At 60.2% G+C, this 14,087-nt stretch carries 11 protein-coding genes; 8 read left to right on the plus strand and 3 right to left on the minus strand.

Annotated features, from left to right (window positions below; genetic code table 11):
* The first annotated feature begins 180 nt into the window (after positions 1-180).
* The 3 genes from OSC50_RS07625 to msrA all read left to right on the plus strand — a co-directional run bounded on the left by OSC50_RS07625 (position 181) and on the right by msrA (position 3,874).
* Positions 181-795: a LysE family translocator gene (locus tag OSC50_RS07625; protein WP_181081920.1), complete on the plus strand. Its 615-nt coding sequence runs from the start codon at positions 181-183 to the stop codon at positions 793-795.
* 873 nt (positions 796-1,668) lie between these two features.
* A complete protein-coding gene (locus tag OSC50_RS07630) occupies positions 1,669-3,012 on the plus strand; it encodes a hypothetical protein (protein WP_181081921.1) in 1,344 nt (447 codons plus the stop codon).
* A 355-nt stretch (positions 3,013-3,367) separates the two neighbouring features.
* On the plus strand, positions 3,368-3,874 hold the full coding sequence (gene msrA, locus OSC50_RS07635) for a peptide-methionine (S)-S-oxide reductase MsrA (protein ID WP_253508621.1): 507 nt from the start codon (positions 3,368-3,370) through the stop codon (positions 3,872-3,874).
* Positions 3,875-4,181: 307 nt separating this feature from the next.
* Here the strand turns inward: msrA and gudD are convergent, their stop codons facing one another.
* Together gudD and OSC50_RS07645 are read right to left on the minus strand one after the other, a co-directional pair.
* Positions 4,182-5,507, minus strand: coding sequence for a glucarate dehydratase (gene gudD / locus OSC50_RS07640; RefSeq protein ID WP_266246206.1), 1,326 nt, complete (start codon positions 5,505-5,507; stop codon positions 4,182-4,184).
* A gap of 19 nt (positions 5,508-5,526) precedes the next feature.
* A complete protein-coding gene (locus OSC50_RS07645; RefSeq protein ID WP_266246204.1) occupies positions 5,527-6,888 on the minus strand; it encodes an MFS transporter in 1,362 nt (453 codons plus the stop codon).
* Between the two features lie 317 nt (positions 6,889-7,205).
* On the opposite strand from OSC50_RS07645, the gene OSC50_RS07650 reads away from it, so the two are divergent.
* The 3 genes from OSC50_RS07650 to OSC50_RS07660 all read left to right on the plus strand — a co-directional run bounded on the left by OSC50_RS07650 (position 7,206) and on the right by OSC50_RS07660 (position 11,032).
* Positions 7,206-7,916, plus strand: coding sequence for a FadR/GntR family transcriptional regulator (locus OSC50_RS07650; protein ID WP_181081474.1), 711 nt, complete (start codon positions 7,206-7,208; stop codon positions 7,914-7,916).
* 31 nt (positions 7,917-7,947) lie between these two features.
* Positions 7,948-8,643, plus strand: coding sequence for a tRNA (adenine(22)-N(1))-methyltransferase (locus OSC50_RS07655; RefSeq protein WP_266246202.1), 696 nt, complete (start codon positions 7,948-7,950; stop codon positions 8,641-8,643).
* Positions 8,644-8,974: 331 nt separating this feature from the next.
* Positions 8,975-11,032, plus strand: a complete 2,058-nt coding sequence (locus OSC50_RS07660) for a methyl-accepting chemotaxis protein (protein WP_253508614.1) — start codon at positions 8,975-8,977, stop codon at positions 11,030-11,032.
* Between the two features lie 55 nt (positions 11,033-11,087).
* On the opposite strand, the gene OSC50_RS07665 is transcribed toward OSC50_RS07660, so the two are convergent.
* The gene (locus tag OSC50_RS07665) at positions 11,088-12,209 is read right to left on the minus strand and encodes a lactonase family protein (protein WP_409567595.1); all 1,122 of its coding nucleotides are present in this window, start codon (positions 12,207-12,209) and stop codon (positions 11,088-11,090) included.
* Positions 12,210-12,336: 127 nt separating this feature from the next.
* Here OSC50_RS07665 and OSC50_RS07670 point away from each other — a divergent pair, with 127 nt between their 5' ends.
* Both OSC50_RS07670 and OSC50_RS07675 read left to right on the plus strand, forming a co-directional pair.
* On the plus strand, positions 12,337-13,227 hold the full coding sequence (locus OSC50_RS07670) for a hypothetical protein (RefSeq protein WP_266246200.1): 891 nt from the start codon (positions 12,337-12,339) through the stop codon (positions 13,225-13,227).
* A 393-nt stretch (positions 13,228-13,620) separates the two neighbouring features.
* Positions 13,621-14,079, plus strand: coding sequence for an REP-associated tyrosine transposase (locus tag OSC50_RS07675; RefSeq protein WP_181081478.1), 459 nt, complete (start codon positions 13,621-13,623; stop codon positions 14,077-14,079).
* The last annotated feature ends 8 nt before the right edge of the window (positions 14,080-14,087 follow it).

Genomic DNA, 14,087 nt, shown 5'->3' on the forward strand with positions numbered 1-14,087 from the left:
GCAAGGTATACCTGGGTTCGGAGGCAGTTGCCCATGAGCGGCTGCCCTCGGCTCAGCGCGTGTAAAAAAACCGGAACTTCTGAACGCTGTGTAAAACTATTATCTCAATGGAGGTGGACCCCATAAGCGTCCTGACTCGTTTCCCTGATGACACCGCCCACACCACTCGCGAGCAAGCACATGATCGATGGTTCCGCTGTCTTGACAGTCTTTTTGGTTTACCTGGCCGGTGTCGTTACCCCCGGCCCAAATTTCGTCGCAGTGGTCCATAAAGCGGTGGCTACTACACGGTCAGAAGCGCTGGCCCTGGTAGCGGGTATCGTAGTGGTCAACTTGTTCTGGTCTACCTGTGCAATCGCGGGTCTGGGGATTGTATTTGCTGCGTTCCCTTGGGCTGCCTTTGTTGTAAAGGTTCTAGGGGCCGCCTACCTCATGTGGTTTGGGCTTCGACTGCTGATCAACGCGGGGAAGAATGCACTTGGCGCGCTAAATGATGCCGTTGCCGGTAGTCACCGGCAGTCTTTTATTCAGGGGGTGATTACTAACATTGGCAACCCCAAGTCCATGGCCTTCTACGCCGCTGTCTTTTCTGCCGCCGCCCCCGCCCATGTTTCGCCAGCCACGTTTTTTTCGATGTTGGCAGTTGTGGTAGTGGTTTCAATGACCTGGTATGGAATGGTCGCAATCGCGCTTTCGCACCCTAAGATTGCTTCGGGGTATCAACGGCGGAAAAAAATAATTGATCGACTATGCGGTGGTTTGATTTTGTCTCTGGGGGTCCGCCAGTTGGTTTAGCTTCGAACCAATTGGCTTGCACTGCCCAAATTTATTAGCTATGCGCCTTCGCTGTGGATTTAAGCTGAACGCATGAAGGGCGTTCGAGCGGGAGCAGGTGCGGGACTAGGAAGTTACTTACAAGTTCCTACTTTTGCGAATGACAGACCTGTCCTTCCGGATTTTAGGAAGTGCATGGCTGTTCTTCGTTAATAAATCGTGCAAGGGTGGTGGCGTGATTCTAATGGTGGATTTATCTGAAAATATTTAATTATTATTAAGTCTGAGGTGGCGGTCATGATGAGCTTGAATGCATTGCCAGGAATTATAAGGGGCAGGAGCTGTTACTTGTTTTTTTGGGTGTTTTTTGCCAGTGGCTCTATTGCGCAAGAAAGGTCCATCACAAAGATTAAGGCCCCCAATCCCATACTGGTATTATCCAATTCCGATACTGTAGCAGGCGTTGGATTCGCGAGATTGCATGTGTTTACTGCAGATATACCTGCCGCCGTCTTCGCTGATCAAAAGTAACTAATGGAAATCCAGTGGAGCACAACCTACTATCCTCAAGGGTTCGGGGAGGAAGTTAAATTGTGCTACACGCGGCCTTACAGCGCTGAGGAGAGCTGTAGAGCAATTTATCCTAATTCATCCGGAACGCTTTTTGACTTTAATGCTCAAGCTTTCGATCATGGTGCCTATGTCACTATCTATCACAGGGTGTATGGCGGTACACCGCGTTATATACAGCCTGCTGGTGTCGACTCAGTGACATTTCGGTACAGGTAGTGATCAAGCGATGATGGATTCGCCGCTTTTCACTTAAGAGAGTTCCTCCCTTAAAAAACAAAGTGGATGTAGCCGTTACTGTCTTCTTACACGGAGTACGTGCTCATGGTCATTCTCAATGCTTCTTCCTCGTCGTCTTACAGTCCTTTGGTACATAGTTCTACCAGCGCTACGACGTTGGCGGCAGCGTCACCAAATGATGAGAAGCAAACCATGGTCACCTCTCACGGCAGCGTTACTTCCAGTTCCGTCTCGATCCTGGCTCGTCAGTTAAGTGAGGCGGCAACGCGTGCACACACTCGTGGTGATCAGAATAACGACGTTTTGCTCGGCCCGATCGTCAGCGAGCAGTATCTCGTCAAAAAAGCACAGCACGATGCGGAGGTTCCCGATACCGATAACCCGGAACTTCTGGCACGCGCTCGCCAAGCGACAGGCTTCGCCAACGGATCTGATACCAACCCATTCAAAGGCATCGCACGCGATCAACTGATCCTGATTGCCCACGATGACGGCGGCCCCTTCACCGTTAACGAGCGACGCGCTGCTTGGGATGAGCTGCAATCAATCGCGCCATCGGCCGCTGTCGTTAAGAAGTCAACGCCCGCCAGCGAGCGCGAGCTCATGATTAAGCGTTTGTTTGGTACCCCATACGAGCCGCCTGTGGCTAAGCCCCCCCATACCAGTGAAAACGGTGCTCAAAACGCCAACCTTTTTCTTAATCATAACGATCGAGCCCTGTTTGCGGATATGTATGCCTATGCACAGGCGGAGGGGGTGGACCTGAGCTACGTTGATCGATTGGCCGGGATTCTCGGTACTTATCGTCACTTCAGCGACGGTCGTCAATTAATGGATGGCCCCAGCTACGATGCGCAGGGCTATCGGGTGATCTTCGACTTCAAAGAGGAAGATAAAGCCATTGCCGCACGCATCCTGAATGGTTCAGCGATCAACAGTACCCGCATCGATCCAGGCTTTTTGCGCCATATCCTGCGACCCGAACAAGGTGCGTTTTCCAATATAGGCGGCATACCGTTCTTGGAGAAAATGGTGAACAAATTCTCCAGTGAGGGTGACCTGCAACCGCCGTTGGGCAACGAGTTCGCCACCTTCGACAGAAACATCAGAATCGAGGACTACATCGTCCGAACTACGGACAAATCTGACAGGCTGCCACCTTCCCAAGCCCTCAGCGGCTGCGTCAATGGTGTATGGACCCTTACAGACAAAGGTAAGGCCGAAGGCTATACGATAGACCCGGTTACTGGCCACATGAGCCAGCCAGGGCCGCCGTCTGACGATCAGTCAGTGCAGTTGGATGCCTCCGTCGGTGAAGCGACCCGGCATAGCGTCCTTGAAGCTCTCGCAGATACGCGCGGCAACACTGCGACACGATGGACTTGGGCAGGACATCTTTTCAAGTTAATGAGACATCTCAAACCCTGAGTACATGTCCACCCTGACCAGAACAGCCCATCGCTCCGCACATTGGCCTGCTGAGCCTCAAGGCCTGCGGCGTACCGTCGTGGGCTTCAACGGATTGGGTTAAAAATGAGCCCATACAACGCAGGCTACAAAAAACTGCCCACCTGAGATATCCAACGTCGTCCGATCAGCCCAGGCCATGTCATCGGACAGGGTCGCGGCAACCGCAGCGCCTATATCATCCTGCAGGCCAACGCGGCCCAGAGCGATACGGCAGGCGAGTAGTGGCCCGGCGGTCGTTTTTCCGCGATCCAGCTTGGTATTGCGCAACATCACCCCATAACTACCCCATATCCACCAAGCGCAAGGACACACCATGACCAATCCAACCGAAACCGCCATCCTCGCCGGCGGCTGCTTCTGGGGCATGCAGGACCTGCTGCGACGCTACCCCGGCGTGCTGCACACGCGCGTCGGCTACACCGGCGGCGATGTGCCGAATGCCACCTACCGCAACCATGGCAACCATGCCGAAGCGATTGAAATCGTGTTTGACCCGGCGGTGATCACCTACCGGCAGATTCTTGAGTTCTTTTTCCAGATCCATGACCCCAGCACGCCGAACCGGCAGGGCAATGATCTGGGGCCAAGCTATCGTTCGGCGATTTACTACCTGAGCGAGCAGCAACGGGAGATTGCCGAAGACACCGCGGCTGACGTGGATGCCTCCAAGCTGTGGCCGGGGCCTGTGGTCACGCAGATAGAGCCCGCTCGCGAGTTCTGGGAGGCGGAACCGGAGCATCAGGATTACCTGGAGCGCCTACCCAATGGGTATACGTGCCACTTCATCCGGCCAAATTGGACGTTGCCCAAGCGGGGCTAAGCGTGAGTAGCGCTGGGGAGAGGCCGCGAACTCTGTGGTGAGCAGGCTTGTCCTGCGCTGGGCTGCGAAGCGGCCCCACACCCAGGCACCTCGGAGTGTCAGCTGAAATCACATCGCCTGGAATGGGGCTGCTTCGCAGCCCAGCGCGGGGCAAGCCCGCTCACCACAGCAAGCCCGCTCACCACAGCGAGCCCGCTCACAGGTTTATGTGTCAGCCTTTAAGACTTGTGTGGATACCTGTGTCTATCGGAGGCAAGTCGAATCGTCGCACCGCCCCTTCCACATTTATCCGCTTTACCTGAAGGCTTCAGCGCACCAGGCAAGGCTGCTTATTATCAAACCGCCACCCCGGAATCAGGAACTGCATCGCCACGCTATCATCCCGCGCGCCGAGGCCCATGCCTTTGTACAGTTCGTGGGCGTGGGCCACGGCGTCCATGTCGATGTCCACCCCCAGGCCGGGCTTGGCCGGCACCTTCACGTAACCCCCTTCGATTTTCAGCGGTTCGCGGGTCAGGCGCTGGCCGTCCTGCCAGATCCAGTGGGTGTCGATGGCGGTGATGTCGCCCGGTGCGGCGGCAGCCACTTGGGTGAACATCGCCAGGGAAATATCGAAGTGGTTGTTGGAGTGCGAACCCCAGGTCAGGCCCCACTCGTGGCACATCTGCGCCACACGCACCGAGCCTTGCATCGTCCAGAAGTGCGGGTCGGCCAGGGGGATGTCCACCGATTGCAGCTGGATCGCGTGGCCCATCTCGCGCCAGTCGGTGGCGATCATGTTGGTGGCGGTCTTGAGCCCGGTGGCACGGCGGAATTCGGCCATGACTTCGCGGCCTGAGTAGCCATGCTCCGCGCCGCACGGGTCCTCGGCGTAGGCCAGTACGTGGTGCTGGTCGCGGCATAGGCGAATGGCTTCTTTCAGCGACCAGGCGCCGTTGGGGTCGAGGGTGATGCGCGCCTCGGGGAAGCGTTCGGCCAGTGCGGTGACCGCTTCGATTTCCGCATCGCCGCTCAGCACGCCGCCCTTGAGCTTGAAGTCATTGAAGCCATATTTGGCCTGGGCCGCTTCGGCCAGGCGCACCACGGCTTCGGCGGTCAGGGCTGTTTCATGGCGCAGGCGGAACCAGTCATCGTCGCTGTCGGCCTCATTGCGGTAGGCCAGGTCGGTGGCTGTGCGGTCGCCGACATAGAACAGGTAACCGAGCATTTTCACCGCGTCGCGCTGCTGCCCTTCGCCGAGCAACGCGGCCACCGGCACTTCGAGAAACTGCCCCAGCAGGTCGAGCAGAGCGGCTTCCATGGCGGTAACCGCGTGGATGGTGATGCGCAGGTCAAAGGTCTGCAGGCCACGCCCGGCCGCATCCCGCGAGGCGAAGGTGCTGCGCATCTGGTTGAGGACGCGCTGGTACTGGCCGATGGGTTGGCCGATCACCAGGCTGCGCGCGTCTTCCAGGGTTTCGCGGATGCGTTCGCCGCCGGGCACTTCGCCCACGCCGGTGCGGCCGCTGCTGTCCTTGAGGATCACGATATTGCGCGTAAAGAACGGCCCGTGGGCGCCGCTCAGGTTGAGCAGCATGCTGTCGTGGCCGGCCACGGGGATGACTTGGAAGTGAGTGACGATTGGCGTAGTCATGGCAGATTCCTGAGTGAGCTTAAAGAGGTTTGCCGAGCGCGGCGCTGGGCACGGCGCCAGGTGCGCTCAAGGTGGAGGAGGGCGCGGTCTTGGCGAAGAACACCAGGAGGGCAGCCAGCACCGAAGTGCCCGCCAGGCCGTAGAGGCCGCCCTGGATCGAACCGGTGGTTTGCTCCAGAAACCCGAAGGTGGTCGGCGCAACGAAACCGCCCAGGTTGCCGATGGAGTTGATCAGCGCGATCACCGCGGCGGCGATGCGCACATCCAGATAGCCCTGGGGGATCGGCCAGAACAGCGAGGACGCCGACTTGAAACCAATCGCCGCGAAGCAGATCGCCACAAAGGCGAAGATCGGCCCGCCGGTGGTGGACATGAACATGCCTGCCGCCGCAATCAACAACGCCGCTGCCACCCAGGCCTGCTGGAACTTGAACCTGCCCGACAGCGAGGCGAAGGCATACATGGCGATGATCGAGATCAGCCACGGGATCGAATTAAAGAAACCCACCTGCACATCGCTGAGGTCGCCCATCTTCTTGATGATGCTCGGCAGCCAGAAGGTCGCGGCGTAAATGGTCAACTGGATACAGAAGTACAACGCACAGAACAGCAGGATCTGGCGGTCCTTGAGCAGCTTGCCGAGGGTCGGCTTGACGCTGGTGAGCGCCTCGCGCTCGCGTTGTTCCTGGTCGATGGCGTCCACCAGCGCGTCCTGTTCTTCGCGGGTCATCCATTTGGCGTCGTGAGGCTTGGAGTCGAGCCAGAACCACACGAAGAACCCGATGGCGACCGAGGCCAGGCCTTCGATGGCGAACATCCACTGCCAGCCGTGCAGGCCAAACCCTTCGATCTGCAGCAGCGCGCCCGACAGCGGGCCGGAGATCAGTGAAGCCACGGCCGAACCGCTGAGGAAAATCGCGATGGCCTTACCGCGCTCCACACCCGGCAACCACCGCGTGAAGTAGTAGATCACCCCCGGGAAGAAACCGGCTTCGGCCACCCCCAGCAGAAAGCGCAGGATATAAAAGTGGGTTTCGTTCTGGATAAACGCCATCAGCGTGGCGACAAGGCCCCAGGTGAACATGATGCGGGTCAGCCAGATACGCGCGCCGACCTTTTGCAGCAGCATATTGGAGGGCACTTCGAACAGGGCATAACCGATGAAAAACAACCCGGCGCCAAAGCCATAGGCCGCCGCGCCGATACCCAGGTCATGCTCCATGTGCGTGCGCACGAAGCCGATATTGACCCGGTCGATGTAGTTGAGGATGAACATGACCACGAACAGTGGGAGCACATGGCTCTTCACTTTGCTCACGGCGCGCGCGAGGACCGGACTGCGTTCTGAGGCAACGGCTGCATGGCTTGAATTGTTAACCATTCAAGACTCCCCCTGTTTATTTTTATGTGGGTTTTAGTTGATAGACATCATACAAGTCGATTTCTGGAATTCGCAATGTGGTTACGCATTTTTTATTTCATAAGGCCTGCCGTATAGCCTGTAAATTGGTTGTATAGCGACGTTTATTAAGCTTTTTTAGCGGGGGTTGAGAGAGACGCTGATCAAAAAAGGTACGGCAGGAAAAAGCCCCAATCTGGTTGGTTGTCATACAAGCTAAGCTTTTCCGGATTCGTATGCCAACCCGCCCGGACGGAATGTTAAGCTCCTTCCCAGCCCAACCCCGTGGACCCGTCGCAATGCCCATCCAACCACCAGCCGCCGTTCACAAGCGCTCCACCAACCTGGCCCAAGGCGTGGTCGACGACTTGACCCAACGCATTCTGCTGGGGCAGTTAAAGCCGGGTGAAAAGCTGCCGTCCGAATCCACCATCGTGCTTGAGCACGGCGTGAGCCGCACGGTGGTGCGCGAAGCCATTTCCAAATTGCAGGCCTCGGGGCTGGTGCAGACGCGTCACGGCATCGGCACGTTTGTGCTGGAGGCACGCCCCCAGCCTGGCTTGCGTCTGCACGTGGACACAGTGGCCAGCGTGCGCAACATGCTGGAATTGCGCCTGGGCCTGGAGGTGCAGGCGGTAGCGTTGGCTGCCGTGCGTCGCTGCGATGCGCAACTGGCTCCCATGCGCCAGGCCCTGGATGACTACCAGGCGTCCCTGGCCAACAACGACAGTTGTGTGGAAGAAGACAAACGCTTCCACCTGTTGATTGCCGAAGCCACCGGCAATACTTTTTTCACCGAGATCATGCAGCACCTGGGCAACGCCATGATTCCGCGCAGCCTGGTCAAGGGCGCCGAGCGCGGCGGCGCGGACTTCGCCAGACTGGGGCAGTTGGCACACCTGGAGCATGAGGCGATTTTTAACGCGATCAAACGCCAGGACGCCGACGCCGCCCGCGCCGCCATGGTGCTGCACTTGACCAACAGCCGGGACCGGTTTTCCGGCGAGTAAGGCGCTCGAACGCGCGCATAGGACTCTTCAGTTGAACGAACACACTTTATCCAGGCGCCTGGAGCGCGTGGCGGCGCACGTGCCCTTGGCCGCGCGCCTGGCCGACATCGGCTCAGACCACGCGTACCTGCCGGTCGCTTTGCTACGCCGTGGCGCAATCAGCGCGGCCGTCGCGGGGGAGGTGGCAAGTACACCGTTCCAGGCAGCCCAACGCACCGTGCGCGATAACCGCCTGCAAGGGCGCGTCACGGTGCGCCAGGCCGACGGCCTGGCCGCCATCGAACCGGCCGACGGCATCACCGCGATCAGCCTGTGCGGCATGGGTGGCGAGACGATTCGCGACATTCTGGAAAGCGGCAAGGCCCGCTTGAGCGGCCGCGAACGCCTGATCCTGCAACCCAATGGCGGCGAACCGCCGCTGCGGCGTTGGTTGATGGATAACGGTTACACGATCCTTTGCGAAGAGCTGTTGCACGAGAACCGCTTCTACTACGAAATCATCGTCGCCGAACGCGCCGAGCCGGTGGCCTACAGCGCCGAACAACTGTACTTCGGCCCGCTGCAGATGCAGGCGCGCAGCCCGGTGTTTTTGGCCAAGTGGCAACGGGCGTTGCGTCTGAAGCAAAAGGTTCTGGCCGGCCTTGAACAGTCGGAGCAGGGCGCACTGCACGGCAAGCACGCGCAAATCGCCCTGCAGGTGCGATGGATCCGTGAACTGCTGGGTTAAATACGCTTTACCACGCCTTCAAGTTTGGGCGGTACGCAGCCGATAGCCTGCGTGTAACGGCGGATGTTTGCAGCGCGTGCTCGTTCAAACATCCTTGTGCCGGCCGTCCCCGGCGGTTACACCGTCACTGCCAGGATTGAGTGCTTTTGCCCCATTTTCGAGCACGCTACGGCGCATTTTTGTACATCACCCGCCCTGTTTCGGGGCTGTGGGTCGACGGCCCGTATCTTGCTAGTCCCAGAATAATCAATGACATGGCATTTTGCCGTTAGTCATTTTAAGGCTTCGCCCAGCGTTGCATCGCGTGGGTGGTTTGAGGGAGTAGTCGGACATGCACAGCTTGTTATCACCCGGTATCCGCCTGCTCGGACGTTTCGGTTTCGCGCGTAAATTCCAGATTCTGTTTTTGCTGTTCATGCTGCCCCTGGCGGGTAGCCTGTGGATGATCGGTCAGGATTACCGGGACAAATTAAACGTGATATCCAGCGAGCGCTCCGGCGTCAGCCAGTTGCTGGCGCTCGACAGCCTGGACGCGCAATTGACCGCCCAGCGCAACCTGGCCGCGCGCTGGAAGGCCGTCGATTTGCTGCGCGAGCCCACGCCCGCCGCGAAAGCCGCCATGGCCGCCGTGGATGCCAACTACTCACCGATCCAGCAAAGCCTGCAAACACTGGGCGAAACACTCAAGGCGCAGAACGCCAGCGCGGACATCCAGGCGCGCTTCGACACCTTGCAGGGCGCGGTCAAGGGCCTGGACAGCCAATCCCTGCGCACCGTGGGCTGGTGGCCGGACGGCTACGAACGCTTCACATCGGCGCTCGGCGCCATGCAGGCGTTGCGCGAGCAGATCGCACTGGATGCCGGCCTGATCCTCGACCCGTGGATGGAAACCTACCTGACGATGCAGATCGCCACGCAGCAGACGCCCGACCTGATCGAGCGCATCGGCCGCATGGCGGGTATCGGCCAGTCGTCCATCGCGTCGGGGCAGTTCACCTTGCAGAGCCGCCTGCAGATGCGTGACCTGCGCAGCCGCATCGGCGATGCGCGGGACCAGTTGATCAAGGCCGCGGTATCGCTCAAGGCCAAGCCCTACGCGGGCATGGAACCGTGGACCGCGCAGTACGACAACAGCCTGCAGGTGCTCGATAGCGAACTCAAAGTGCTGGACGACGGTGTATTTGGCGGCACCATCAAGCTCGACACCGCCGCCTTCGACCGCAGTGTCGACGCCATGCTCGGCAGCCTGGGTGCACTGCGCAACCAGTCGCTCAATTCCCTGGATGCCCGCCTGGCGTATTACCACGACCGCTCACTCCAGCAATTTATCCCGGTGGCGGCGACGTTCGGCCTGCTGGCCCTGGCGGCGCTGTACCTGTTTATGAGCCTGCAAGCGTCTATCCGACGCAGCGCCAGCGGTATCACCACCCTGGCCGAATCGCTGCGCGACGGCAACTTGTGCGTGGAAGTGGCCGTGCAGGGGCGCGACGAACTGGCGGCTATCAGCACGGCATTGAACGTGGCGGTGATGCAGCTGCGTACCAGCCTGTTGGGGGTCAATCACGAAACCCAGCAGTTGGGTTCGGCCGTGATCACCCTCAACGCTCAATCGGGCAGCACCCTCAACGAAGTCGAAGACCAGCAACACCAGATCAGCCAGATCGCTGCCGCTGCCACGCAGTTGGCCGCCACTTCCATGGGCGTCGCCAGAAGTTGCGAACAGGCCTCGGACAGCGCCCAGCAAACCCGACGCATCGCCGAGGACAGCAGCCGCGACAGCGAACGCACCACGGCCAGCATCCAGCAACTCAACCAGCGCCTGACCGACACGGCCGCAGCCTTGCAGCAAGTGAGCGACCAAGGCCAGCAGATTCAATCGGTGGTCGACACCATCCGCGGTATCGCCGAGCAGACCAACCTGCTGGCGCTCAACGCCGCCATCGAAGCCGCGCGTGCGGGCGAGCAAGGGCGCGGCTTTGCGGTGGTGGCCGATGAAGTGCGCAGCCTGTCGCAACGCACCCAGGCCTCGACGGCGCAGATCGCCGGCACGGTGGACAGCCTGCGCGCTACCGTGACCCAGGCGGTCACCCTGATGGGCGCCGCGTGCGAACAAGCGTTGACCGACGCCGAGTCGGTCACCGGGCTTGGCGTGCGGCTGGGCGAGATCGCCGGCGCGGTACAGAACGTCACCGACACCCTGGCGCAAATCGCCACGGCGGTAGAGGAACAAGCGACTACGGCGGATGAAGTGAGCGGCAATATCCAGCAGGTCGACCAGGCCGCCGGGCGCTTGCTCGATGGCGCCCGTGCGGTGAACCGCGCGGCGGACACCCTGAGCAGAGGCAGCCAGGCCCTGAGCGATAACACGGCGCGGTTCCGCCTGAGCTGAACCAAGGGGGAGGGGGCTTGCTCCTTCCCCCTTGAAGTGTGCTCAGACCTGGAAGTCAGTGCGCCGAAGGGCTCAACACCTCGATCCACAATGCCCCTTTGCCCGATGGGGCTTCGCCCACGCGTTTCAGCGCACCGCCTGGGCTTACCGCATAGGTGCCGACCTTCTGGCTTTTTTCACCCGTGACCAGCAGCCATTTCCCGTTCGGCGAGAACGCGATGTTGCGCGGCTGTTTTTCTTCGACCGGGTAGTTGTCCAGGAAACGCAGCTCGCCGGTGCCTGTGTCCACCGCAAATGCCGACACCGAACTGCTGGTGCGCTCGCTCATCAACAGCAGCTTGCCATCGGGCGACAAACGCAGGTCGGCCGCCCAGATTCGCGGTGTAGGGTCGTCTTTCAAGTCGTTGTTGCGGGCGTCCCGCACCTGGCCGGGCGCCAGTTTCAAGCGTGCGGGGATGCCATTGGCTACGCCGATCCGGGTCAGCCCGCCGCTGCTGTGGTCGATGGCGAACGCGGTGACGGTGCCGCTCATTTCGCCCACCACGTACAAAAATTTGCCATCGGTAGAAAACGCCAGGTGCCGAGGCCCGGTATTGGCCGGCACGCTCACGTAGCCGCTGCCGATGGGGCTGAGGGCGCCGGTGTCGGCATCGAAACGGTATTGCAGCACCTGGTCCGTGCCCAGGTTGCCCGCGTAGGCAAAGCGATTGCTCGGGTCGGTGCGCAGGGAGTGCGCGTGCAGGCCCGTCTTGTAGGTGAGGATCGGCTCGGCCTTATCGACGGGCTGCACGCTGAGGGTGTCGGCGCCATACGAGGCGGCGAGCAGGTAACGCCCGGTGCGGTCGGTGGCCAGGTACGCCATGCTTTCGGCCAGCGGCGCTTGGGCTTTTGCGCTCAAGCGCCCGGTGGTGGGGTCAACGTTGAACGCCTGCACCTGGAATGGCTTGACCCGCAACGCGGCATACAAGGTTTTGCCGTTGGGGCTCAGGGCCATTGGGTTGACCTGATCGCCGGCGGCCACCTGACTCACCAGGCTCAATGCGCCGTTGCTTTCGTTCAGGCTGTATTGGGAGATCAGCCCGTCACCGGGGCTGGAAATATAGGCGAAGGTAGCCGCGTTGGCGTGGGCGCTGAGGCCGCAGATAACTGCAGTAGCCAGGAGGAGGGGCGTGTTCACAGGTGATCCTTTATTTTTATGGTTGTGATCAGTCATCGTATGACTGTATCGCGGTCGGAGCAATGCCTGTGTTGATCGACGTAATCAGCGGTGTCGCTGGCCCTGCGGGGAAGGCATGATGAGCGCCATGAACGAAGACCCCTACACGCGCTACTGGCGCTTTCATACTCCCGATCCCGACATCGCCCCACGCGAAGAGGCACCGATGCTCGCTGAGGAGCAGGCGTGGGCCTACGAGCGCGCGCGCGGGCAACGCTTTGACTGGCTCACGGTGCTGATGGCGCCGCTGTGTTTGGGCGCGATCCTGCCGTTCCTGGTATTCCTGACGGGTTTGTGGCTATTGAGCGCCACGTTCATGCCGACACTGGCGGTTGATCGCATCGTCGGCAATACCTTTGGCTGGCAAGTGCTGGTGACGCTCACAGTCATCGTGGCCTGGGGGCTGCGTAACTACCTGCGCGACCGCCGCGACCCGGTCATACGCTACTGGGCGGCGATGCCGGGCCAGGGCCTGGTGGAACTGGAACGCCACAGGCTGGTGGCGGGTACGTGTCTGTGGGTGTCGGACTTCGACCCGGACTGCAACACGCTGACGCAGTGGAAGGATGGCGAGTGGAGCAGTACCCAGAGCAGCGGAGTTTCCCAGTGGATCGTGGCCACAACGGCGGCGGGCCACTGGCTGGTGCTCAAGGAAGAATACGCCGGCAACTTCACCTACAACCGTGTCGGATGTATGCCAGCCCTCGACAAACAATTGCACCCCGCCCAGAACCTGGCCGTGGCCTTCGCCCCCCGCACCAACGTGATGCTCGGGCGCCGCTTCGATGGCGAACCGATACCGTTGACCCGCACCACGTACTGGTTGTCGGCCGACGAACACAAGCGCCTCACGGAGCTTGCGCACCACTGGCACTTTTTCCCGCCGGACCGTTACGGCGTAATCAACCCCCAGGATGCAGCCTGGGTACAGCGACTGGTAGACAAGGCGCAGGCCAGCGCAGAGCCGGCCGGCTGTTAGGGTGTAGTGAGCGGGCTTTAGGCTTGCTGTGGTGAGCAGACTCGTTGTGGTGAACGGGACTTTTGTGGTGAGCGGGCTTGCTGTGGTGAGCAGGCTTGCCCTGCGTTGGGCTGCGAAGCAGCCCCACTCCAGACAATGTGGTTTCATCTGACACTCCGAGGTGCCTGGGTTTGGGGCTGCTTCGCAGCCCAGCGCGGGGCAAGCCCGCTCACCACAGCAAGCCCCGTTCACCACAACGAGTCTGCTCACCAGAAAGGGCATCGCTGCTTACGGCCAGCTTGCCGGGCTGTAGGCGAGCAAGTCTGGATACATCCGGTCATCAACTGACATGGGCTCGTCACTCATCTCGGGCTAGCGTTAAAGCTCTTCAGAACAGTCACATAGAGCCACACAATGCGCTCCACACCTCAATCCCATCGCCTGCGTCACGGTCGCTATTCGGAACATGGACGTAGCTACCTGGTGACCTTCGTCGTGAATCACCGTCGCCCCTTATTTACTGACCTCTATCTGGGTCGCCTGCTGGTTATCGAGCTGCGGCAGGCGCATGAACTGGGCCTGGTCGATTCCATGGCCTGGGTGATCATGCCAGACCATGTGCATTGGCTATTTGAGTTGAAGCAACGGAATTTGCCCGATGTGATAAGGCGCGTGAAGTCGCGCAGTACGCTGACCATCAACCGACGCCGCCAAAGCAAGGAGCGGGTCTGGCAGCCCGGTTATCACGACAGGGCGGTACGTGCGCAGGACGATGTGTGCAAGATGGCTCGCTACATCATTGCCAATCCCCTGCGGGCCGGCCTGGTGGAACGGGTCGGAGATTTTTCGTTATGGGACGCCGCCTGGCTCTGATATCTCAG

The organism is Pseudomonas quebecensis (assembly GCF_026410085.1).
GTDB classification, from domain to species: Bacteria; Pseudomonadota; Gammaproteobacteria; order Pseudomonadales; family Pseudomonadaceae; genus Aquipseudomonas; species Aquipseudomonas quebecensis.